Below are 22,401 nucleotides of genomic sequence, written 5' to 3'. Positions count from 1 at the left end.
CTTTCACACAATTGATTTTTAATACTTATGCATGTTAACCCAGCACTGCTTTTCTTCATATTTCAAATGACCTTTCATTAGACAAAAGAAATTCCTCAAGCGAAAGTTGTAGTATTAAGTCGCAAAGTTTTAATTTCTGCTAGGGGCTCACCACTTATCTGGATGGTTGCTCTGTCTTGGTTACCATGTATCTTGACAAGATTTTTAATCCTCGAAGCGTCGCCATAATCGGCGCAAGCGACGAAGAGGGCACAGTAGGCTATGCATTAATGAAAAATTTTATTGAGCTTGGTTTCGAGGGCAAAGTCTACCCCGTAAACATTCGCAAGCCAGAAATAATGGGTTTAAAGACTTACCAGTCTGTTGACCAAATCCCAGAACCAGTCGACCTAGCCATAATTGCTACTCCAGCCAAAACTGTTCCAGACGTAGTCGAACAGTGCGGCAAAGCAGGAATAAAAGGCATAATCATAATCTCAGCGGGCTTCAAAGAAATCGGCGCCGAAGGCAAAGCACTAGAAGACAAAATAACTGAAATAAAACGCAAATACGGCTTACGCATAATCGGACCAAACTGTTTAGGCATAATTCGCCCAAGCGCCAACTTAAACGCTACCTTCATAAGCAAAATGCCCAAACCAGGCAACATAGCCTTCATCAGCCAATCCGGCGCACTCGGCTCCGCAATTCTTGACTGGGCAATAGAAGAAAACATAGGCTTCAGCAACTTCGTCTCAGTAGGCTCAATGATAGACGTAGACTTCGGCGATTTAATCGACTATTTCGGAACAGACCCAAAAACCCGCAGCATCCTCATGTACATAGAAGGCATAACAAACGCACGCAAATTCCTAAGCGCAGCCCGCCACTTCGCACGAACAAAACCCATAATTGTAGTAAAAGCAGGCAAATTCACAGAAAGCGCAAAAGCCGCCGCTAGCCACACTGGCTCGCTTACAGGCGAAGACATGATTTACGATGCGGCATTCAAACGCGCAGGTATGGTGCGCGTAGAAGAAATCGCTGACCTATTCAACGCCGCCGAAGTCCTAGGCATGCAGCCCTTGCCAAAGGGACCGAACCTTGCCATAATCACAAACGCAGGTGGACCCGGTGTGATGGCTACTGATGCTTTAATTGCGCGGGGCGGAAAACTTGCCAAACTAAGCCAGAAAACAATGGATTATTTCAACAGTATTTTGCCGCCTTACTGGAGCAGAGGCAATCCAATCGACATTTTAGGAGATGCACACGCAGACCGCTACAAGGCAGTAGTTGAAGCGTGCTTAAACGACGAAAACGTGGACGGCATCCTAATCATCTATACGTCTCAAGCAGTTGCTGAACCAGTCGAAATCGCGCAAGCCATAGCAGAAGTAGTAAAAAACAGGGGCTACCAAAACAAGACAATCTTAACTTCTTTTATGGGACGCGGAGCCGTAGAAGACGCAAACCGCATCTTGAACCAAAACAGCATCCCGACATATGGAACGCCAGAACAAGCAATCAAAACCTACCTTTACATGTACAATTACAAACGCAACTTGGAACTAATCTACGAAACACCAGAAGAACTTCCAGTCGATGCGTCTCCGCCAAAACGCCCAATCATGACAATAATCCGCAACGCAGCCGCAGAAAACCGTGAACTTCTAAACGAAGCTGAAGCCAAAAAACTACTAGAATACTACGAGTTTCCAGTAGCAAAAACAATGGTCGCAGAAACACCTGAAGAAGCAGTCTCATGTGCCTCGCAAATCGGCTACCCAGTCGTTCTAAAAATCCTCTCTCCACAAATAACGCATAAAACTGACGCGGGCGGCGTAATCCTCGACCTGAAAAACGAAACCGAAGTCCACGAAGCCTACGAAACCATCATAAAAAACGCGAAAGCCTACAACCCCAACGCTGAAATCATCGGCGTAACGGTGCAAAAAATGATAAACAAACGAGGCTACGAAGTAATACTTGGCGCAAAAACCGACCCGCTTTTTGGACCGGTAATACTCTTTGGTATGGGCGGCGTAGGTGTGGAGCTTTTTAAAGACTTTTCACTTGGGCTTCCGCCCTTAAATCAGACGTTAGTAAGGCGGATGATGGAAGAAACCAAAGTTTACCAGCTTCTGAAAGGCTACAGAAATGTGCCACCCGCTAACATTAAACTTCTCGAAGAAATAATCGTGCGCTTCTCGCAATTGCTAATTGATTTTCCACAAATAAAAGAAATTGACATTAACCCGCTTTTCATAAACGAGAAAGAGGCTTGCGCAATAGACGCGCGTATTCTCATAGACAAAGAGCGCGTCTTCCAAAAAATCGAGCCACACCAGCATCTAGTGATAAGCCCCTACCCAAAGAAGTATGAAACTTTATGGCGGATGCGCGACGGGCGAACCGTGCTGTTAAGACCTATAAAACCCGAAGACGAACCCTTATGGCTGGAAATGTTCCAAAACTTCAGTGAAGAATCCATACGTTACCGCTTCTTCCAAATAATAAAGGATACACCGCACGAAATGCGAGTACGCTACTGCAACATCGACTACGACCGCGAAATCGCCATAATCGCCGAATTAACCGAAGAAGGACGAAGAAAAATCCTCGGCGTCGTCCGCGTCAGCATTGAACCAGACGGCAAAAAAGGCGAAATCGCCTTCATAATCGCAGACCCATGGCAAGGACTCGGCTTAGGCACGAAAATGGTTGACTACACAATCGACATATGCAAGGACATGGGCATCGAAACATTATACGCGATAATGTTGCCGGACAACCACCGTGCCATCAGCCTAACAAGAAAAATGGGTTTTGCACTGAAGTACATGGAAGACGGCACAGTCAAAGGCACACTAAACCTAAAAGAAGAAACTAGATTTATTGGTTCTGCGAATTCTCTGGAATCAGTAAAGCCACAAGTTCAAGAAACAGATCTTAAACATGATGGACAAAGAGAATCTGAGGCAATAAGTAATTGACCGTCAATTATTTGCGTTAAATATAGCTAAAGTATAACGCAAGTTTTTTGAATACTTTTTCTATTTACTGCAGAAAAGCTTAAATTATAAATTTTACGGTAGAGCTTATAATCTATAATTAGAAGGAGATAGAAATGAGCGGAGAATTAAAACCGACCGAGATTTTAGATGTTAGAGGCGAAGTATGTCCATATCCAGACGTGATGACACAGAAAAAAGTAAAAAGCATGAAATCAGGTGAAATACTAGAAGTTCTCGTTGATTATCCACTGTCTGCAGAACGAATACCCGAGTCAGTCAAAAAAATGGGTCATGAAGTTCTAAAAGTCGACAAAACTGGGGCAAGCGAGTGGAAAATACTAATAAAGGTAAAATAGGAAAGTGAAACTTTGATCGAGCCAACATATATTCTTTCAGGATTAATAGTGGGAATACTTTTTGGTTTCGCATTACAACGCGGCAGATTCTGCATGAACTCGGCTTTCAGAGACATAATCCTTTTGAAAGAATACACTCTTCTCAAAGCAGTCATAGTAGCAATAATAGTTTCGATGATAGGCTTTCACGTTATGGCTAGCCTTGGAGTTATACAACTGAATCCTAAATCCTTCTTTTGGGGCGCCAACATAGTTGGCGGTTTCATATTCGGCGTCGGCATGGTCCTAGCCGGAGGATGCGCCAGTGGAACAACATACAGGGTCGGAGAGGGAATGGTTGGCTCCTTTGTTGCATTATTGGGTTTTATGATGTCCGCTGTCATAACTAGCTCAGGAGCGCTAAAAGGAGTAAAGTCAGACCTACAAACCATGACAAAAATAACTATAACGGACCAAGGACCCCTTGTAGCATCTACGAATAGAAGTCCAACACTCGCTAACATAATAGGTGTAGATCCATGGATTATCGTTATAGTAATCGCAATCATCGGAATAGGAGTCTTGGCTTGGAAACGGAAAGGTGGAGAAAAAACTGAAGGAAGCTTATCTGAAAAAATATTTAAACGTGGCTGGTCATGGTGGGCAACTGGAATAGTCATTGGCATAATAGCTATGATAGCGTTTCCAGCATCGGCAGCCGCAGGACGAAATTATCCATTAGGAATTACTGGTGGTTGGTCAACGTTTCTTAATACACTTATCAAAGGAGACGCAAACGTACTGACTTGGGAAACTTTCCTTGTCATTGGAGTGGTAATCGGAGCCGCCATAGCAGCTGGTATTGCAGGAGAATTTAAACTGCGAGCACCTGGTCCTGGAAGACTAGTGCAACAGTTCATTGGAGGCTTATTACTTGGAATAGGTGCGGTAATCGCCGATGGATGCAACATTGGACACATACTTAGCGGAATACCTCAGCTCGCGATAAGCAGTATTATTGCAGGGTTCTCTATAATTATGGGTTGCTGGGTCACGGCATACTTGCTATTGATGAGGAGATAGCAATGGTAACTATTAGCTTTCTGTTCTTTTCTGGTCCGTATCAATCTGAAAGTCCAGAAACAGTAGTTGAATTGGCAAAGGCAGCTTTGGCAAAGGGGTATAAAGTCAAAATTTTCTGTTACATGGACGCGGTCAACAATGTAATGACGTTTCAAAAAAAAGTTCCGGGGGTCACTAATATAGAGGAGCAATTCAGAGAGTTAATAGCAAAAGGAGCAGAAGTACGCTTATGCACACTTTGCATGCTTGTTCGAGGAACAAAGGACACTATAGAAGGTGCTACAAAAGCTGGAACGCCTGATATTGCAGAGATGGCAGAGGGATCTGACAGGTTTCTAGTTGTTTTTTAGGAGGATATGATATGCCTAAGAAAATTGTTGTTATATTAAGGAAGCCCCCTCATGGGTCGCTGTTTCCAGCTGAAGGCTTACGAGTAGCTGTGGCAGTTAGTACATCAGACACCACAGTCGTCTCTATAGGAGATAGCGTATACGCTTTTTTGAAAGAAACCGACATGACACTTTACAAACGCCACTTAGAGTTTCTTTCAAGACCCATGCTAGAAGATACTAAGCCTCTTCTTGTTCACATTGACAAGGTTTCCTTATTAGAACGTGGATTAACTGAGGAAGACTTGGCTGAAGGTGTGACAGTAAAGGAACGCGATGAAATTCTCAGAATAATAGCGGAAGCTGATGTCACTTTAACATTTTAGGTGGTAGTTATGGCTAAGATTCTCTATTTCATAACTGACATGGACCCCATAGGAATTCAGCTGGCTTTAGAACATAAAGACGGCGATATTGGAATTTGCCTGTTACAAGACGCAGTTTACTATGGATGCAAAGGAAGAAAAGACGCTCCTGTCGCAGACGCTATAAAAAAGGGTATCTCAATCTACGCTGCTAAGAAAGATGTTGAGTTGCGAGGCTTAACAAAACTACTTCACTCAGAAATAAAAACCTTAGATTACAGTGAAATTATCGACTTAATCTTCAATTATGAACGAATAGTCAATTTGTAAGCTATCCTTCCCTTTTTTGGTTTATTTCCTCTTTGTTTTAGGTAATGAGCAGGAAAAATTAGATGTAGTTGTCTTTGTTGGACGACATGTACCTATAGAAGTTTTCCTTTATAGAACACCGTGGCTGGGCATCCTAAACATTTTCCATCTGGATAGCAAGATTGCTCTGCACACGTTTTTCCGCAAGGAGATTTTTCACGCTTTTCAGAATAAATCTTAAGCGGAACAACAAAATCCTTGACGGGAGTTACCACAACGTTGGATTCTGCATCTAAAACATTAGGGTTTTTCCTTAAATTATGGTTGACACAGCATTCGATTGCTTGTAGTCTTTCGCTTACAAAAAAGAGGCACAAATTATGTCTCCCAGAGATAATAAACCCATTCACAAACATTGGACACTTATCGAAAAAATCCACTATTTTCCATGGCTCTTTAGCAGTTATTTCTACTTTCACCATATGTAAATTTATCCCCGTTAGGTTCACACCGACTACTCTAGTTAATATCCCAGAGGTTCTCAAGCGTCTTATTCTTGCATAAACTGCGGGCTGCGAAAGTTTCAAATGACTTGCTATTGCAGTTTGTGACATGTCTGGTTTTTCCATAAGTAGTGAAACGATTCTTCTATCATTTTCATCAAATTTTTCCAAAGGTCTCACCAACAATGTTTATAGTTTGAGTAATTGATAACAAAAATTATAATCTTTTGCCTTTTAAAAACTTATTAATTATAATAAAAGAAAAAGTTTACCGTGTGCAGGGATACAAACCGTAGAGACGCGAAACCGCTGTTCTTGGATTAATGGGAAATGTTTATCAGAGTTAAAAACTAGAAACTTTGAAAATAGAACAATAAAAAAGAAAGAATAAATCACAAGTCCATCTACATTAATTCTATTAATTTTAATTTAAGTCTAACATAAAAAATTCTATAATTAATTTTCTATTTACCAACAAGTAAATTTAAATTATAGAAGCTGCAATTATCATATTCTTTCATCCAAATCCAATTCAATAGGTGACAAGATGAACAAGCTTAAAGTTGCCTTCTACTGGGCAGCAAGCTGCGGAGGCTGCGAAATCGCCGTCTTGGACATAAATGAAAAAATCCTCGACGTTATACAAATTGCTGACATCGTTTTCTGGCCAGTAGCCATGGACATAAAATACAAAGACGTAGAAGCCATGCCAGACAAAAACATCGACGTCTGCTTCTTCAACGGCGCCATAAGAACCGAAGAAAACGAGCACATGGCAAAACTCCTAAGACAAAAATCCAAAACCCTTGTAGCATTCGGCTCATGCGCATGCGACGGATGCGTAATAGGCCTCGGAAACCTTTGGAACAAAGAGAAAATCTTCGAAAGAGCATATTTTGAAACTCCATCAACAAAAAACCCGCGTTCTGTAACCCCGCAAACTTCATTAAAAGTGAAAGAAGGAGAACTTGAACTGCCAGAGTTTTATGACACTGTGAAAACTTTAGCTCAAACCGTAGACGTGGATTACTTCCTCTCTGGATGTCCACCGCCAATCCCATGCATCCTCCAAGCCATCGAAGCAATAGCAAGCGGCAAACTCCCGCCAAAAGGCTCTAGTCTCCTTCCGACAAAGGCAGTTTGCGATGAATGCCCAAGAGAAAAGAAAGACCGAAAACTCCACGAAATAAAAAGAATCTACGAAATAGACGATGACTTCAAAACGTGCTTCTGGGACCAGCAAGTCATCTGCATGGGACCCGCAACACGCGCAGGATGCGGCGCACAATGTCCCAAAGTGAACATACCATGCACTGGCTGTGGTGGTCCAGCGCCGCGCGTGAGCGACCAAGGCGCTGCAGCGATAAGTGCTCTGGCATCCATAGCCACAGACCCAAGCGTTATTAAAAAGATTGTTGACCCCGTTGGAACTTTCTACAAGTATTCTCTTGCCAACTCGATATTGCGGAGGAAGATAATGAAATGAAAGAAATAGTAATAAACCCAATAACTCGACTTGAAGGGCACGGAAAAATAACCATATTCCTAAACGACAAAGGCGACGTGGAAAACGCTTACTTCCAAGTTCCAGAACTCAGAGGCTTCGAAAAGTTCTGCGAAGGAAGAAGGGCCGAGGACCTACCCATAATAACCACGAGAATCTGCGGTGTATGTCCAGTTGCGCATCACATGGCAAGCGCCAAAGCCCTAGACGCAGCGTTTAACGTGGAACCCACAGAAACAGCCAAGAAACTGAGAGAACTGGAGTATGTCGCCTACTACATTTACGACCACATCTTACACTTCTACTTCTTAGGCGGTCCAGACTTAGTTGTTGGACCAGACGCTCCACCAGCAAAAAGAAACGTTCTCGGCGTAATAGAAAAGGCTGGATTAGAAATCGGCAAAGAAGTGATAAAGCATAGGGCTTATGGACAAAAAATAACCGGCATGCTCGGCGGAAGACCCACTCATCCCGTGAGCGCTTGCGTGCCTGGCGGAATCGCTAAGGCTTTGTCTGAGGAAGAAAGGCAAGAAATAGAAACGATGGTTAGAAGCTGCGTGGAGTTTGCAAAGTTCAGCCTGAAACTCTTTGACGACATAGTTCTCAAAAACGCTGATTACGTGAACCTAGTTAAAAGCGAACCATACACATTGAAAACCTACTACATGGGAACCGTTGACAAAAACAATCATGTGAATTTCTATGACGGCAAAGTTCGAGTTGTAGACCCGAACGGGAAAGAATTCGTGAAATTTGCCCCTTCAGAATACTTAGATGTTATTGAAGAACACGTTGAACCTTGGACTTACGTTAAACTGCCCTACCTGAAAAAAATTGGATGGAACGGATTTGTTGACGGTGAGGAAAGCGGCATATACCGTGTTGGGCCCTTAGGCAGATTAAACGCTGCTGAAGGCATGGCAACGCCATTAGCGAATGAAGAATACAAGAGAATGTACAAAACTCTCGGCGGCAAACCTGTCCACGCCACTTTGGCTTTTCACTGGGCACGATTAATTGAGCTTCTATACGCGGCTGAACGCGCTTTGGAGCTAGTAACAGACCCTGACATAACAAGGAAGGACATCAAGAACAAGCCTGGAAAGCCCGGAGAAGGCGTAGGCATCGTGGAAGCAGCCAGAGGAACGCTTATTCACCATTACATACTTGACGAGAAAGCCTTAGCCAAAAAAGTCAACTTGATAGTGGCTACAACCCACAACGCGCCGGGCATTTGCATGTCTATTAAGAACGCGGCAAAGGGCTTGATACGCAATGGTAAAGTTAGCGATGGCATATTGAACATGGTTGAGATGGCTTTCAGGGCTTATGACCCTTGCTTTGCTTGTGCTACACACTTTGCTGTTGGCGAGATGCCGCTTGAGGTTGAAATTTACGACAGCGAAAGGCGTTTAGTAAGAAAGTTGAGAAGGTGAGGGATGAAAAATGGAAGAAGCAAAAGTTGGAGTATTCCTGTCTAATTGTGGAAAACAACTCTCAGAAATACTGGATTTCAAAGCCCTAACAGAACATGTGAAGAAAGTTTCAGGCGTAGCTCTTGTTGTGCAAGGAAACGAGTTCTGGAGAGGCGAAGGACTAAAAACCATCGTGGACGCCATCAAAAGCAAAAAAATAAACCGACTAGTCGTAGCAGAAACTCTTCCCAAACTGAGCGAAATAGCAATCGTAAAAGCCGCAGAGGAAGCTGGGCTTAACCCATACCTAGTGGAAGTTATAGACCTCAAAGACCACTGCGCATGGCCTCACCGAGACACACCATCAGAAGCTACAGAAAAAGCCAAAGCAATGCTTTCTGCCGCCATTGAACGCGCCAAACTTCTAGAACCATTGGAAAAGCTGGAGTTTCCAGCTGTCAAGTCTGTTCTTGTGATAGGCGGCGGAATCGCTGGGATGCAAGCTGCTGAAGATTTGGCTGATTTGGGATTTGAGGTGCATCTTATTGAGAAAGCTCCATTTCTTGGCGGTTTGGCTGCTCGTGCTGGAAGATTCTTTCCAACAGACGACTGTGCCATCTGCATACAATCTCCAGCTTCCGACGTGAAAGCTATAACTCACACTTCAAGAAAATGCGTTTACCGCTCTGGATTTTCCGAAATTCCAAACCTAAACATATTAACCAACTCAAAAGTTGTCAAGGTTGAAGGGGTTCCTGGAAACTACAAGGTTACGATTGAGAAAAAACCACGCTACGTTGACGAATCTAAATGTGTTCGCTGCGACCTTTGCACAACAGTCTGTCCAGTAGAAGTGCCAGACGAATACAATGCGAAGCTGAAAACACGAAAGGCAATTTACATAAACACTCCGCCGGTTCATCCGCCAGTCTACGTAATCGACGAGAGTGCTTGCAAATTCCAAGAATGCGCTAAATGCGTGGAGATTTGCCCCACAAAAGCTGTCAAATTGAACCAGAAAACTGAGAAGTTAACGCTTAATGTTGGCGGCATAATTGTCGCTACGGGCTTTAAAGAGTACGACCCAAGCGTGATAAAAGAATATCACTACGGCGAATATCCCAATGTGATAACCAATCTTGAACTTGCAAGAATGATTGACGGTTTCGGACCTACAAACGGCGCAATCATCAAGCCTTCAGACCGTAAACCCGCCAAAAGAATCGTTTTTATCCAATGTGTCGGCTCACGAGACCGACGATGGAACCCATGGTGCTCAAGCATCTGCTGTATGATATCTCTGAAAAACGCAATGCTGATTAAATCTGCATATCCAGACACGGACATTACCATCTGCTACATCGACATCAGAACAACCGGAAGAGAACACGAATACTATTACGAAAAAGCCCGAGAAATGGGAATAAAATTCGTTAAAGGCAGACCAACAGAAATTTCACACGACCCAGACGGAAACATCTTAATCGTAGACGTTGAAGACGCCATCCTAAGAAGATTCTTCGAACTCGAAGCCGACCTAGTAGTTTTAGCCACCGCCATGGTGCCATCAGAAGACACAAAAGAACTTGCTGAAATGCTCGGAATAGAACTTGACCAAGACGGCTTTTTCAAAGAATACAACGCCAAACTGAGACCCACAGAAACCAAAATCAGAGGCGTCTACCTGTGCGGAGGCGCAACCTTCCCCAAAGATGCTCCAACAAGTTCTCTGCACGCTCACTCGGCAGCCGTGAAAGCCGCTAAGTTCTTGTCCACTGGTAAGATAATCAAAGACCAGAGAACAGCCTTTGTGAATGAAGAATACTGCGGAGACTGCGAGTTCTGTCCAGTCATCTGCCCATTCAACGCCATAACTCTAGTGCCTAAAGGTGAAGACCACTTTGTTGCGCAAGTGTCCGACCTCAAATGTGAAGGATGCGGCATCTGTGTTGGCACATGCCCAGTCAACGCCATAGAACTTAGACACTCACGACCAAAACAAATGGAAGCCCAAATGAACGCGCTCTTATCTGTGAATGGAACCTCCAAACCGTTGATTCTTGCTATAACCTGTTCAGAATGTGGTCACACGGCCGTGGACTCTTCGGGCATGGCGATGATGCAGTATCCAGCCAACGTCAGAGTAATGAAAGTCCCATGCACCGGCATATTACAAGTCCACCAGTTCCTGCAAGCCTTCAAAGCTGGCGCTCAAGGGGTCATGGTTGTAGGATGCAAAACTGACGGTTGCCATTACGAAGTCGGCAGTCAAAAGGCTCAAAAGAAAGTAGACCTTGCAAAAGTGCTGTTAAAAGAATACGGCATAGAGCCAGAACGTTTAGAAATGTTACACATGGTTTTCATAGAAGGCGACAAATTCGCAGAAGCCGCGCAAATGATGACTGAAAGAATAGAAAAGCTCGGTCCACTGCAGTTAATGTGACTCCAACAGAAGGAGAAAACATAATGGAGCATAAAAAAGAACAAAAAACCTCTGCAACCTCATTTTCGGACGAGATAAGAAGCCAATTAGGCGGCGAAACCATAACCTTATGCTATCAATGTGGAACATGCGCCAGCAGTTGCCCAGTCGCCAAAACCACCGAACGCTACAACCCAAGAGACATTATTAGACTCTCACTTTTAGGCGAGAAACAAGAAGTTCTCTCAGGCGGCGCCATTTGGCTATGCAGCTCATGCTACAACTGCCAAGAAAGGTGTCCGCAGAAAGTCGAAATAGCAGATGTTATCTACGCATTAAGAAACATAGCCATCAAAGAAGGACACATACCAAACATCTACTCGGAATTCGCAACTGGACTGATGAACGAAGGACGCATAGTTCCAACATCCAAATTTGTGGAAAAGAAAAGACCCGAATACGGCTTGCCGCCGCTTAGGCCAGCAGGCTTGGATGCGATGAAAAAAATACTTGCTGCAACAGGATTTGATAAAATACAGTGGAAGAAGGAAGGAACGCCATGACAAGTTACGCGCTCTTTTTAGGATGCACCATACCAGCCCGTCAACCACATTATGAAGCATCAGCACGAAAAGCCTTAACCAGACTTGGAATAGGGCTCGTCGACCTAGACAACATGACATGCTGCGCTCCACCACCCCTACAATCCATAGACATGGAAACCAGCCTAGCAATCGCCGCACATAACATTTGCCTAGCCGAAGAAGCCGACCTCGACATAGTAACATTGTGCACTGGCTGTTTCGAATCCCTGGCCATGGCAAACAACCTACTGAAAGAAAACTCAAAACTGAAAGCAAGAGTCAACAAAATCTTATCCAATGCCGGCGAAGAATTCAAAGGAACCAAGGAAGTAAAACATTACTTGAAAGTCTTAATGGACGATGTCGGTTTAGAACGCTTAAAGAAGAGCGTCGTTAAAGATTTGAGCAGTCTTAAAGTAGCATCATTTTCAGGGTGTCATTTGCTGAGACCAAGTGCGCTTTTGAAGTTTGACGACCCAGAACGCCCGCACATCTTTGACGATTTAATCGAAGCATTAGGCGCAAAAAGCATCTGGTATCGAAACAAACTGAAATGTTGTGGAGGACTTTTGAGAGGTTATGCCGACGATGTTGCGTTAGCGATTGCCCGCGACAAAATCGTTAACACAACAAAAGCAGGCGCCGATTGTATTGTTACACTCTGTCCCTTCTGCTTCTTAACTTTAGACCTTGGGCAAATGCTGATAAAATCTGCTTACAAGGAAGAATACAACATACCCGTTATCCATTACGCTGAACTTCTAAGCCTAGCGTTGGGAATAGACCCTAAAGAACTTGCACTTGACTTCCATAAAATCCGATTGGACAAAGTGCTGAGTAAGATCACATAAAAAACCTCGTAAGTGTCTAGAAGCCTTTTCGCTTCTTTTAACTTCATTACGTTATTTTCTTGTTTGCTCGTGGAAAACGTTAAGAACAACCGCTCACCACATGTTCTTTTGGGAAAAAAGAATGAAAGTTGTCGCTTTAAAAGAGCATAAATGCTTTTGCTGCGGAGCATCAATCAGCAAAGGCGAAGAATGTTTCGCCTTCATCGTTAATCCTTCTGATCCTGAAAAAAGCGAATTTGATGTTATCTACACGTGTTCCAAATGTTCTGGAGAAGAAGCGTGTAGAATTCGAATAAAACGGAAAGGTGTCACTTCGCAATAGGTGATGCTGCACTCTAGCTTTCGTAGCTTTTTCTTGGAATAGTGACCTCAAAAACTTCGTTATTTGAACACTTAACAGTCATGTCTTCAATCTGCAGTTCTTTAACTGGCACATTTATCTTCTGACATTTGTCAACGCATACTTCCGTGCCTTCTGAATCTACGTGGCATTCCCTCTTGCAGATTTCTAAACCATCAATGCTTGGATGAATTGTGACTTTTTGTTCTTTACAGCGGCACTGCATCAAAATTCTAACGTATCTGTCTTCTTCGAAAATGTCAATTAAAGGTTCCTCAAGTTGTGGAAGAGGAATGAAATTTTTGCTTATAGGATTAGACTCCACCTGTTCGCTTATTATGTACTTTTTGTATAGGAGATGCTCCATCGGCTCAAGGGTGATGTTGCTGTTTTCGGTTTCGTCGCTTCCGACGATTTTGTTAACCAAAACTTTGCAGAACACATCTATGTTTCGTAACGCTTCTTCAAAGTCGTTCATGGTGCATAACACACCTTCTATATATACTATTTATTTCTTTTTATATTAATCTTCTCAAGCCAAGTCTGAATTAAATATAACTCAAAAAGAATGCTAAGTTTTCTTCTTCGCGGCTAATGGTAAAGTCCGCACATGTTTTACTGTGCGAATAATGTTCTCCACTTCCTTACTCGGTTGCTCTAGCGCTCTGTTAATGGCGATGTCTGCTATTGTGGCGCCTTTATCTGCAATTTTGTTCAAACACGAAATTATTGCCCTCAAATACGGAATTTCAGGAATTTCCCGCATAAGTTTGTCCGATTCAGTTTGGAGTACGCTCTTCATTTCTAGCACGCTGTTTGCAACTTTGAGGTCACGTGTGAAAACGCAATCCAAAGCCTTCTGAAAAATGGTTTGCGTTAACTCACTTAGATGATAGATTTTTTCAATCACGTTCTTCGGCAATTTTCGGCGATATACCTCGAGATCGATAATTTTTTTAGCCATGTCTTCTGAGTAGTCTGCAATCAATTCTAAATATTGAAGTATCAAGCGTGTTGCAGGAATGAAGACCACGTCTGTCGCGCCCGTTTGTTCTGCAATTTCTGGTTTTTGCTGCGCAGCCAAAAGCAGACGCACCGCTAAATAGTAGATTGTGTCGGCTTCGTCTTCACGGTTTATGGCTTCTATGGCTAAGGTTTCATTTCCTTCTAGAAAAGCTTGCATCGTTTCAGACAATATTGTTGACGAAATTAGAGATAACCGCCTGATTAGCATGTCAAGTTTGAATTTGGCTGGGTCGACAGAGCATTGTAAAAGAATGTTTTTCGGAGTTTCTTCGAGAATGCCTAATCCTATTAGTTTGCGGACAATTCGGCGGATTTCGTCAACATGCTCTTTTCCTATTCTGGTTGAAGAGGTTACTCTTATGACATCACGTCCTAGTATGTAGCTTCCAACGATTATTCTCTCAAGCAATCCGTGCTCGTCGCAAGCGTCAGCATTTATTATGTATTCATCGGCTTCTTCTTTTTGTGCCACGTGGCTTGGCACGATTTTTAGTGTGCCGTCTTTTTCGGGCAAGAGGAAGACGATGTCGCCGGGGTTGATGTTGTTTTGTTTTGCCCATTCGCTTGGCAGTGACACGGTCATTGTTGAATATCCTACTTTTTGCACTTTTCTGCTTTCCAAAAAGTTCACCGCGTTTATGGTATTTACTACTATTTGCTTTTTATATGCCTTACTATATTTTTGCGTTAAAACTACATATCATGTTGGCTTTCGTAAAAAACATGCGGGTGGAAAGTTACTTATGTTTCTTCGTTGCTTATTAAAGAGTCTCGGTTGGAAGTGTGTAGATGGAGAAACCAATTAGAAGTTTAGTGAAGGCAGTTTCTTGGAGGGTTGTTGCAACTTTGACAACGATACTTTTGGTGTTCGTATTTAGTAAGGACCTGACCTTGGGAACTGTTGTTGGAATCACAGAGCTTGTTGTAAAAACGGTTGTTTACTACGTGCATGAACGTATGTGGAACTTGTCAAATTTTGGCAGAATAAAAGAATAAGTTAGCGACGGGTGGAAGGCTAATGTGTATATAAGTATGCCAGTTGTTTAGATTAATATGGTATTTACTATAAATAAAATATATGCATTAGATATATATTTCTGACTTGCGCCATATATCAATCAGATGTAAAGGAGGTTGATGTAAAATGAATGAAAAAGAAAAAACATCAGAATGGAAAACCGTAAGCCTAAGAACAGAACTCATAAAAGAAATCGAAGAAGCAATCAAAACAGGACGCTACAGAAGCATATCAGAATTCGTCTCAGAAGCCATCCGCCTTCGCTTAGAAGAACTCATGCGCACCCAAGGAATCCCAGCAGAAAAACGCAAGGAGCTTCTGGTCACACCAGAACTGTTGCTCTACACGCCCAAGCACACATGGGCTCAAGTCACGCCTGAAGGAAACATCCGTGTAGGCGTATCTGACTATGCACAGAGGCACTTGAAAGGAATAGCCCACGTAATGACTGAAGCGGTTGGTAAAGAAGTTAACAAGATGGAGCCTTTCGGTGTTGCGGAAACTTGGATGTTCATGTTTGACCTCTATGCGCCAGTCAGCGGTAAAATAGCCAAAGTTAACGAGAAGCTTAGGAATGAACCAAATATAATCAACGAAGACCCCTACGGCGAAGGTTGGATTGTGGAGATAAAACCGAAGAACTCGTTGGTTTTAGAACAAGAACTCAAAGGTTTACTGGGTCCAAGAGAATACAACAAGCTGGTTAACAAACTGGAAGGAAGACTGCGCGAGTAGCTCCAATTTTCCTCTTTTTCCCTTACTGTTTTATGTCATTTTTGAGTTAAATTTGATTTAGGTGACTTAATATAATTGGTAGATAAGGATAGTATTCTACATCAAGCTGGTTTAACAATGACAAGTGGTAGTAGCACAAATGTAAAGAGACAACTGCCACCATGCCGCTCAGCCTGTCCAGCACGCGTCAACGTTCAAGGATACGTCGCTCTGCTCCAAAAAGGCAAATTCAAAGAAGCAGTCGAACTCATAAGGCAAGACATGCCTTTTCCCGCAATTTGTGGAAGAGTCTGTTTCAGCCCTTGCGAGGATGCATGTGCAAGAACAAACGTGGACCAAGCCGTAGCTATCCGCGCTCTAAAAAGGATTGTTGCCGACGTAGAACGTGAGTATGAACGCGTAAAACCAAAACCCATACCAAAGAAACATAAGGAAAAAATTGCCATAATCGGCGCAGGTCCAGCTGGCATAACGGCAGCCTACGAACTTGTAAAACTTGGCTATCACGTAACTGTTTTTGAACGTATGTCTGAACCCGGCGGCATGATGCGGTATTGCATACCAGATTTTCGCCTTGAAAAATTTGTTGTATTAAACGAAATCGCCTACATCAAAGATTTGGGTGTGGAGATAAAAACTGGCGTGGAATTTGGAAAAGACATTACAATTGAAAGCTTACGCAAAGATGGTTACAAAGCCGTTTTTCTAGCTATTGGAACACAGCTTGGCATGAAACTGAACGTGCCAGGCGAAGATTTGGAATGTGTCATAAACGCCGTGGATTTCCTGAGAAAAATTGCGCTTGGAGAACGTGTTGAAGTCGGCGAGAAAGTTGCGGTTGTTGGCGGTGGAAACAGCGCAATAGATGCTGCAAGAACAGCTAAAAAACTCGGCGCAAAAGAAGTCATGATACTGTATAGGCGTTCTCGTGAAGAGATGCCTGCGCTACCGCATGAAGTGGAGTTAGCTGAAAAAGACGGCGTAAAATTCTATTTCTTAGTCGCGCCAAAACAAATCATAGGCGAAAATGGCAAGGTCAAAGCCATAGAATGCTTGCGAATGCGATTAGGCGAACCAGACGAGAGTGGAAGAAGACGCCCTGTCCCAATAAGTTTTTCTGAACATCAATATGAAGTGGACATGGTAATTCCTGCGCTGGGACAAGTTGCAGAGTCTGCGTGCATACCTAAAGAGCTTCTGGACAAAGAAGCAAGAGCACCATCAATGAAAGTTGACCCATTAACATTAGAAACCAACATGCCCGGCGTGTTTGCAGGAGGCGACATAGCCACTGGCCCGGCGAGCATAATTGAAGCCGTTGGAGCCGGCAAAAGAGCAGCTGTTTCCATCCATCTCTACTTGACTGGACAAGATTTGCGAAAAGGAAGAGACGACGCTGTTGAAGAAGTAACGTGGGTTAAAAACTGGGGTTCCTTGAAAAAGAAAGAACGAAGATATGAGCCGCCAATAGAAAAGCCGCGTTTGAGCTTTGAGGAAGCAGCTGAATATTTAGAAAGAACAAAGCAGAAAGCAATGTTTGAAGCTTTTCGCTGTTTGGGATGCGGACCATGCGCAGAATGTCTTGCAAGCTTGGAGCTTTGTGAAGGCGACAAGGCAGTTGTTGACGAAAACCTCTGCGTAGGCTGTAACGTGTGCGCGGTTGTTTGCCCGTTTGGCGCCGTCAAAAAGGATGAAAGAGAAATTGCCAGAGTAAACGAAGACCTTTGCAAAGGCTGCGGAATATGTGCTGCACGTTGCCCAGAGCAAGCGATAACGATGAAGAAGACGCCTAACGAGCAAATTATGAGTCTTGCTTTGGCAAAAGCGGAGGGACAATAAAAATGGAAGCAGACGACCCTAAAATTGTTTGTTTCATGTGTAACTGGGCTTTTTGTCAAAACGAAACCGAAGTTCCCTCAAACGTTAATGTTGTTCGAATCATGTGTCTTGGAAGAGTGGACCCAGTCCTCGTTTTGGACACACTTGTGAACGGAGTTGATGGCGTCATGCTCGTGGGTTGCAAACCACCAGACTGTCACTATCAGGAAGGAAACCTTCAAGCAGAACGCGCCGTAAAAATGCTCACAAAACTCGTTGCATTAGGTGGCTTGGAGCCTCAACGCATAAAATTAGTTTGGCATTCACCATTAGATGAGAAGAACTTTGAATATTATGCCAAAGAGTTTTCCAGAGAAATTGGAAAACTTGGGTTTTCTCCGTTGCGAAACAAGGATTTAGCTCCAAAAATCAAGGTTAACCTCTCAGCAGCCAAGAACGCCGCTTCAGATTTTCGGTTGAGAGTTTTGCTTGGCAGAGAAAAGGAGCTAACTGAAGGCGTTAACGTTTACGGCGAAAAGCTGTCGCAAGACGAATTTGATGAGTTGCTAGATGAAATCGTAAAAGAAGAGTTTGTTCGACACAAAATCTACGTCTTAACCAAAACCAAACCCTTCTCCGTGAAGAACTTGGCAGAAATGATTGAAATGAAACCTGCGGCGGTGTTAAGGCAGATTGTTGACATGCGCCGTAGAAACATGATAGCCTTAGACCATGTGGAAGGTCAAACTCCCTTTTACAAGGCTTTGGAGGTTAAGTGAAAATGGCAAAAGACAAAGTTGGAGCTGTTTTAGTCGTCGGCGGAGGAGTTGCTGGTATACAAGCATCGTTAGATTTGGCGGATTCCGGCTTCAAGGTGTATTTGGTTGATGAAGGCGCAAGCATTGGCGGCGTCATGGCTCAGCTTGACAAAACATTTCCAACAAACGACTGTTCAATGTGTATCCTTTCGCCTAAACTTGTGGCAACTGGAAGGCATCCGAACATCACGATTCTGACAAACACTGAAATATTGGGTTTAGACGGCGAAGCTGGAAACTTCGAAGTAAAACTTCGAAAACGCAGTCGTTACATAATCGAAGACAAATGCAACGGTTGCGGCTTATGTGCACAAAAATGTCCAATTGAAGCTGTTGACATGTATAATGAAGGTTTAAGCGAAAGAGGCGCAATTTACGTTGACTATCCACAAGCAGTTCCGCTCAAATACAAAATAGACCGTGAAAAATGCATTGGCTGCGGAACATGCTACGAAATCTGCAAAGCAAAGGCAGTGGCATACGACCAACAAGACAGCGAAGCCACACTCAAAGTCGGCTCAATTATACTTGCACCCGGCTTTGAACCCTTCGATGCAAGATTGAAAACCGAATATGGTTATGGACGCTATCCAAACGTGGTGACAAGCATAGAATTCGAACGCATCTTGAGTGCATCCGGACCCTACGGCGGACTCGTCGTGCGACCTTCGGACGGCGAGATTCCAAAGAAAATTGCGTTTATTCAATGTGTAGGTTCGAGAGACTATCAGCTCGGCAACACTTACTGTTCCGCAGCGTGCTGCATGTACGGCATGAAAGAAGCAGTAATAGCCAAAGAACACACACCAACCAAATTGGAGCCAACAATCTTTTACATGGACTTGCGAGCTTACGGAAAAGAATTCGATGCCTACTACAACCGCGCTAAAGAAGAGTGGGGCATAAAATTTGTGAGGTCAAGAGTTGCGGGTGTGACTGAAGATCCGTTGACCGGCAACCTCTTCGTTCACTATGTTGAGGATGAAACGCCGAAAACCGAAGAATTCGACATGGTCGTCCTATCCATCGGAATGCAACCGCCAAAAAGCGTTGAAAAACTCGCTAAAGCTTTTGGAATAAAACTCAACAAATACAACTACTGTGAAACCGGACACTTTACGCCATTAGAAACATCAAAACCAGGCATATTCGTTTGCGGAGCCTTCAGCGCTCCCAAAGACATTCCAGAAAGCGTCGCACAAGCAAGCGGAGCAGCAGCCAAAGCAATGAATGTTGTAGCTACTGAAAGAGGAAAACTTGTGACAGTCAAGGAGTATCCGCCAGAAAGAGACATCAGCCAAGAAGAACCGCGCATAGGCGTTTTCGTCTGTCACTGCGGAATAAACATTGGCGGAGTCGTCAACGTTCCCGAAGTCGTGGAATATGCTAAAACCTTACCCTACGTGGTTTACGCTGAAGCCAACCTCTACACTTGCTCGCAGGACACGCAAAAGCTCATCCGCGAAAAAATTCAACAACACAACCTGAACCGTGTCGTCGTAGCCTCCTGCACGCCTAGAACGCATGAACCGCTTTTTAGAGAAACAGTCCAAGAAGCAGGCTTAAACCCCTACTTGTTCGAAATGACCAACATCCGCGACCAGTGTAGTTGGGTGCATATGCATGAGCCTAAAGAAGCCACTGAAAAAGCCAAAGACCTCGTCCGCTCAATAGTCGCTAAAGCCAAACTTTTGAAGCCGCTTAAGAAACCAGAAATCAGCGTCACGCCAGTTGGGTTGGTCATAGGCGGTGGAGTTTCCGGCATGACTGCGGCGCTTGAACTTGCAAGGCAAGGGTTTGAAGTGCATCTTGTTGAGAGAGAAAAAGAGCTTGGCGGACACTTACGCACAATTCACTATTTATTAGAAAAAGGGGAAAACCCAAAAGAAAGACTGAACGAGTTAATCAAAGAAGTCATGGAAAACGAGAAGATACACGTTCACTTAGACTCGGAAGTTGCTGAAGTAAGCGGTTTCGTCGGCAACTTCAAATCAAAAATAAAGAAGCACAGCGGTAAAGAGGACGAAGTTGAGCATGGCATCGTCATAGTTGCCACAGGCGCAACCGAATACAAACCAAAAGAATACCTTTACGGTAAAGACCCACGGGTGATGACACAGCATGAACTGGAAGAAAAGCTTGCGAACGGCAAATTTAAAGCTAAAAACGTTGTTATGATTCAATGTGTAGGTGCTAGAAACGAGGAAAGACCGAACTGCTCGCGGATATGTTGTGGACAAGCGATAAAGAACGCTTTAAAAATTAAAGAGCTAAGCCCTGAAACAGAAGTCTACGTTTTATTCAAGGACATTCGCTCTTACGGTTTTAAAGAAGACTATTACCGTGAAGCCGCACAGAAAGGAGTCCTATTCATAAATTATGAAGACGAAAGAAAGCCGCAAGTAGCAAACGTTGACGGAAAGTTAAAAGTGTCCTTCTGGGAGCCCGTTTTGAAAGAAACTGTTGAAATCGAACCAGACTTTCTAATCTTAAGCGCCGCAACAATCCCGAACCCAGACAACAAACGCATTGCCGAAATGCTTAAAGTGCCACTAACAAAGGACGGTTTCTTCCTGGAAGCTCACATGAAACTCCGCCCAGTTGACTTTGCCACCGAAGGCGTTTTCTTGTGTGGAATTGCTCATTCACCAAAATACATCGACGAAAGCATAGCGCAGGCATGCGCTGCAGCGGCAAGAGCTACAACCATACTTTCGAAACCCACGCTTGAGATGGAAGGAATTGTGGCAAACGTGAACGAAGATTTATGTAGCGGTTGTAGGATTTGTGAATATCTATGCCCGTACGGTGCCATAGAAATGAAGGAAAAAGACGGTAAGCTTACAGCACACGTAATTGAAGCATTATGTAAAGGATGCGGAGCATGCGGCACGGCATGCCCAACCAAAGCCATCATAATGGGTCACTTCACCACGGAAGAGATACTTGCTCAAGTTAAAGCCGCACTTGTGGAGGTGCAAGCATGACCGAGAAAAGCGGGTTTGAACCAAAAATTATAGGTTTCCTCTGCAACTGGTGCAGCTATGCAGGTGCAGACTTGGCCGGAGTAAGCCGAATTCAGTATCCACCAAATATAAGAATCATACGCGTCATGTGCAGCGGCCGAATCGACCCAACCTTTATTCTCGAAGCCTTCAAAAACGGTGCAGACGGCGTGCTCGTAGCCGGATGCCATCTGCCTTCAGATTGCCACTACATTAGTGGAAACTTCAAAGCGCAAAGAAGGGTAACTCTTTTAAAGAAAGTTCTTCAAGATTTCGGAATCGAACCTGAACGCTTACGGTTGGAGTGGGTTTCAGCCAGCGAAGGTGACAGGTTCGCGGCAATCGTGCGGGACATGGTTGAACAAATAAAAAAGCTTGGACCAAGCCCATTAAAAAACGCGGAGGTTAATGCTTAATGGCTGAAGTTGAAGAGAAAGAGCCGATAAAAGCGTCGGAAATGGATCCTAAATTCAAATATGAAATTGCAAAAATGCACGGCGGAGAAAAACTGATGCGCTGTTTCCAGTGTGGAACATGCACATCTGACTGCCCAGTCGCAAAGTTCAGCGAAACATATCGCCCTAGACAAATAATTCGCATGGCACAGCTTGGACTTAAAGACCGCGTGCTAAACAGCGACACATTATGGTTGTGCGCAGCATGTTTCACGTGTACAGACCGTTGTCCGCAAGATGTTGAAGTAGCCAGTGTAATCCGCGTACTGCGCAATTTAGCCGCAGAAAAAGGCATAGTGCCTCAAGTGTTTAAAGAGCAAGCTATGAGCATTCTTGAGTCGGGCTACGCTTACAAAATTCCAGATTTGAGAATAAAGAAGCGAGAAACTTTTGGGTTGCCGCCACTGCCAAGGGGCAATTCTGAAGGTATAAAGAAAGCGCTTCATGGAGTGAGCTTTCTAAAGCATCTTGAAAAGAAGGGTGAGTAGAA

Annotated in this window: 22 protein-coding genes; 19 read left to right on the top strand and 3 right to left on the bottom strand. The window is 43.7% G+C overall.

All coding sequences use genetic code 11. The features are described 5' to 3' along the window. Nucleotides 1-185 precede the first annotated feature (185 nt). The 6 genes from HM003_06835 to HM003_06810 all read left to right on the top strand — a co-directional run bounded on the left by HM003_06835 (nt 186) and on the right by HM003_06810 (nt 5,438). The gene (locus HM003_06835; protein ID MBX5329046.1) at nt 186-2,975 is read left to right on the top strand and encodes a bifunctional acetate--CoA ligase family protein/GNAT family N-acetyltransferase; all 2,790 of its coding nucleotides are present in this window, start codon (nt 186-188) and stop codon (nt 2,973-2,975) included. Between the two features lie 134 nt (nt 2,976-3,109). Continuing rightward, on the top strand, nt 3,110-3,352 hold the full coding sequence (locus HM003_06830; GenBank protein MBX5329045.1) for a hypothetical protein: 243 nt from the start codon (nt 3,110-3,112) through the stop codon (nt 3,350-3,352). Between the two features lie 12 nt (nt 3,353-3,364). Beyond that, nucleotides 3,365-4,414, top strand: coding sequence for a YeeE/YedE family protein (locus HM003_06825; GenBank protein MBX5329044.1), 1,050 nt, complete (start codon nt 3,365-3,367; stop codon nt 4,412-4,414). Between the two features lie 2 nt (nt 4,415-4,416). Then, nucleotides 4,417-4,764, top strand: coding sequence for a sulfur reduction protein DsrE (locus tag HM003_06820; protein ID MBX5329043.1), 348 nt, complete (start codon nt 4,417-4,419; stop codon nt 4,762-4,764). 11 nt (nt 4,765-4,775) lie between these two features. Next, entirely contained in the window at nt 4,776-5,129 is a 354-nt protein-coding gene (locus HM003_06815) for a hypothetical protein (protein ID MBX5329042.1), read from the top strand. A 9-nt stretch (nt 5,130-5,138) separates the two neighbouring features. Continuing rightward, the gene (locus HM003_06810; protein MBX5329041.1) at nt 5,139-5,438 is read left to right on the top strand and encodes a hypothetical protein; all 300 of its coding nucleotides are present in this window, start codon (nt 5,139-5,141) and stop codon (nt 5,436-5,438) included. 92 nt (nt 5,439-5,530) lie between these two features. On the opposite strand, the gene HM003_06805 is transcribed toward HM003_06810, so the two are convergent. Continuing rightward, nucleotides 5,531-6,091, bottom strand: coding sequence for an Lrp/AsnC family transcriptional regulator (locus HM003_06805; GenBank protein ID MBX5329040.1), 561 nt, complete (start codon nt 6,089-6,091; stop codon nt 5,531-5,533). 376 nt (nt 6,092-6,467) lie between these two features. Between HM003_06805 and HM003_06800 the strand changes: the two genes are divergently transcribed. The 6 genes from HM003_06800 (at nt 6,468) to HM003_06775 (ending at nt 13,018) form a co-directional block, all read left to right on the top strand. Continuing rightward, complete coding sequence (locus HM003_06800) at nt 6,468-7,406, top strand: oxidoreductase (protein MBX5329039.1); 939 nt, start codon at nt 6,468-6,470, stop codon at nt 7,404-7,406. Further along, complete coding sequence (locus HM003_06795; protein MBX5329038.1) at nt 7,403-8,860, top strand: Ni/Fe hydrogenase subunit alpha; 1,458 nt, start codon at nt 7,403-7,405, stop codon at nt 8,858-8,860. The genes HM003_06800 and HM003_06795 overlap by 4 nt, the downstream gene beginning before the upstream one ends. Nucleotides 8,861-8,870: 10 nt before the next feature. Further along, entirely contained in the window at nt 8,871-11,282 is a 2,412-nt protein-coding gene (locus tag HM003_06790; GenBank protein MBX5329037.1) for a hydrogenase iron-sulfur subunit, read from the top strand. 23 nt (nt 11,283-11,305) lie between these two features. Beyond that, nucleotides 11,306-11,824: a CoB--CoM heterodisulfide reductase subunit C gene (locus HM003_06785; GenBank protein MBX5329036.1), complete on the top strand. Its 519-nt coding sequence runs from the start codon at nt 11,306-11,308 to the stop codon at nt 11,822-11,824. After that, the gene (locus tag HM003_06780; protein ID MBX5329035.1) at nt 11,821-12,696 is read left to right on the top strand and encodes a CoB--CoM heterodisulfide reductase subunit B; all 876 of its coding nucleotides are present in this window, start codon (nt 11,821-11,823) and stop codon (nt 12,694-12,696) included. Before HM003_06785 ends, HM003_06780 begins: the two co-directional genes overlap by 4 nt. A gap of 121 nt (nt 12,697-12,817) precedes the next feature. Further along, complete coding sequence (locus HM003_06775; GenBank protein ID MBX5329034.1) at nt 12,818-13,018, top strand: hypothetical protein; 201 nt, start codon at nt 12,818-12,820, stop codon at nt 13,016-13,018. A 13-nt stretch (nt 13,019-13,031) separates the two neighbouring features. Here the strand turns inward: HM003_06775 and HM003_06770 are convergent, their stop codons facing one another. Both HM003_06770 and HM003_06765 read right to left on the bottom strand, forming a co-directional pair. After that, nucleotides 13,032-13,514 (bottom strand): hypothetical protein, encoded by a 483-nt coding sequence (locus tag HM003_06770; protein MBX5329033.1) that lies wholly within the window; start codon nt 13,512-13,514, stop codon nt 13,032-13,034. 93 nt (nt 13,515-13,607) lie between these two features. After that, nucleotides 13,608-14,684 carry a phosphate uptake regulator PhoU gene (locus HM003_06765; GenBank protein MBX5329032.1) on the bottom strand — a complete coding sequence of 359 codons (1,077 nt, stop codon included), beginning with the start codon at nt 14,682-14,684 and terminating at the stop codon, nt 13,608-13,610. Between the two features lie 167 nt (nt 14,685-14,851). Between HM003_06765 and HM003_06760 the strand changes: the two genes are divergently transcribed. The 7 genes from HM003_06760 (at nt 14,852) to HM003_06730 (ending at nt 22,399) form a co-directional block, all read left to right on the top strand. Continuing rightward, complete coding sequence (locus tag HM003_06760) at nt 14,852-15,058, top strand: DUF2061 domain-containing protein (protein ID MBX5329031.1); 207 nt, start codon at nt 14,852-14,854, stop codon at nt 15,056-15,058. Nucleotides 15,059-15,356: 298 nt separating this feature from the next. Further along, nucleotides 15,357-15,815, top strand: a complete 459-nt coding sequence (gene gcvH, locus HM003_06755) for a glycine cleavage system protein GcvH (GenBank protein MBX5329030.1) — start codon at nt 15,357-15,359, stop codon at nt 15,813-15,815. 75 nt (nt 15,816-15,890) lie between these two features. Continuing rightward, entirely contained in the window at nt 15,891-17,654 is a 1,764-nt protein-coding gene (locus tag HM003_06750; protein MBX5329029.1) for an FAD-dependent oxidoreductase, read from the top strand. A 2-nt stretch (nt 17,655-17,656) separates the two neighbouring features. Then, the gene (locus HM003_06745) at nt 17,657-18,412 is read left to right on the top strand and encodes a hydrogenase iron-sulfur subunit (protein ID MBX5329028.1); all 756 of its coding nucleotides are present in this window, start codon (nt 17,657-17,659) and stop codon (nt 18,410-18,412) included. A gap of 2 nt (nt 18,413-18,414) precedes the next feature. Beyond that, complete coding sequence (locus HM003_06740; protein MBX5329027.1) at nt 18,415-21,438, top strand: CoB--CoM heterodisulfide reductase iron-sulfur subunit A family protein; 3,024 nt, start codon at nt 18,415-18,417, stop codon at nt 21,436-21,438. Next, complete coding sequence (locus HM003_06735; protein ID MBX5329026.1) at nt 21,435-21,872, top strand: hydrogenase iron-sulfur subunit; 438 nt, start codon at nt 21,435-21,437, stop codon at nt 21,870-21,872. Before HM003_06740 ends, HM003_06735 begins: the two co-directional genes overlap by 4 nt. Further along, complete coding sequence (locus tag HM003_06730; GenBank protein ID MBX5329025.1) at nt 21,872-22,399, top strand: 4Fe-4S dicluster domain-containing protein; 528 nt, start codon at nt 21,872-21,874, stop codon at nt 22,397-22,399. The genes HM003_06735 and HM003_06730 overlap by 1 nt, the downstream gene beginning before the upstream one ends. Nucleotides 22,400-22,401 lie beyond the last annotated feature (2 nt).

The organism is Candidatus Bathyarchaeota archaeon A05DMB-5 (genome assembly GCA_019685655.1).
Taxonomy (GTDB): Archaea; Thermoproteota; Bathyarchaeia; order Bathyarchaeales; family Bathycorpusculaceae; genus DSLH01.
This window is presented reverse-complemented; position numbering and strand designations above follow the sequence as displayed.

What these genes read in the sequence shown, in the direction of transcription:
- HM003_06835 (MBX5329046.1), top strand. Translation starts at nt 186, where the DNA reads ATGTATCTTGACAAGATTTTTAATCCTCGAAGCGTCGCCATAATCGGC.
- HM003_06830 (MBX5329045.1), top strand. Translation starts at nt 3,110, where the DNA reads ATGAGCGGAGAATTAAAACCGACCGAGATTTTAGATGTTAGAGGCGAA.
- HM003_06820 (MBX5329043.1), top strand. Translation starts at nt 4,417, where the DNA reads ATGGTAACTATTAGCTTTCTGTTCTTTTCTGGTCCGTATCAATCTGAA.
- HM003_06815 (MBX5329042.1), top strand. Translation starts at nt 4,776, where the DNA reads ATGCCTAAGAAAATTGTTGTTATATTAAGGAAGCCCCCTCATGGGTCG.
- HM003_06810 (MBX5329041.1), top strand. Translation starts at nt 5,139, where the DNA reads ATGGCTAAGATTCTCTATTTCATAACTGACATGGACCCCATAGGAATT.
- HM003_06800 (MBX5329039.1), top strand. Translation starts at nt 6,468, where the DNA reads ATGAACAAGCTTAAAGTTGCCTTCTACTGGGCAGCAAGCTGCGGAGGC.
- HM003_06795 (MBX5329038.1), top strand. Translation starts at nt 7,403, where the DNA reads ATGAAAGAAATAGTAATAAACCCAATAACTCGACTTGAAGGGCACGGA.
- HM003_06790 (MBX5329037.1), top strand. Translation starts at nt 8,871, where the DNA reads ATGGAAGAAGCAAAAGTTGGAGTATTCCTGTCTAATTGTGGAAAACAA.
- HM003_06785 (MBX5329036.1), top strand. Translation starts at nt 11,306, where the DNA reads ATGGAGCATAAAAAAGAACAAAAAACCTCTGCAACCTCATTTTCGGAC.
- HM003_06780 (MBX5329035.1), top strand. Translation starts at nt 11,821, where the DNA reads ATGACAAGTTACGCGCTCTTTTTAGGATGCACCATACCAGCCCGTCAA.
- HM003_06775 (MBX5329034.1), top strand. Translation starts at nt 12,818, where the DNA reads ATGAAAGTTGTCGCTTTAAAAGAGCATAAATGCTTTTGCTGCGGAGCA.
- HM003_06770 (MBX5329033.1), bottom strand. Translation starts at nt 13,514, where the DNA reads ATGAACGACTTTGAAGAAGCGTTACGAAACATAGATGTGTTCTGCAAA.
- HM003_06760 (MBX5329031.1), top strand. Translation starts at nt 14,852, where the DNA reads ATGGAGAAACCAATTAGAAGTTTAGTGAAGGCAGTTTCTTGGAGGGTT.
- gcvH (MBX5329030.1), top strand. Translation starts at nt 15,357, where the DNA reads ATGCGCACCCAAGGAATCCCAGCAGAAAAACGCAAGGAGCTTCTGGTC.
- HM003_06745 (MBX5329028.1), top strand. Translation starts at nt 17,657, where the DNA reads ATGGAAGCAGACGACCCTAAAATTGTTTGTTTCATGTGTAACTGGGCT.
- HM003_06740 (MBX5329027.1), top strand. Translation starts at nt 18,415, where the DNA reads ATGGCAAAAGACAAAGTTGGAGCTGTTTTAGTCGTCGGCGGAGGAGTT.
- HM003_06735 (MBX5329026.1), top strand. Translation starts at nt 21,435, where the DNA reads ATGACCGAGAAAAGCGGGTTTGAACCAAAAATTATAGGTTTCCTCTGC.
- HM003_06730 (MBX5329025.1), top strand. Translation starts at nt 21,872, where the DNA reads ATGGCTGAAGTTGAAGAGAAAGAGCCGATAAAAGCGTCGGAAATGGAT.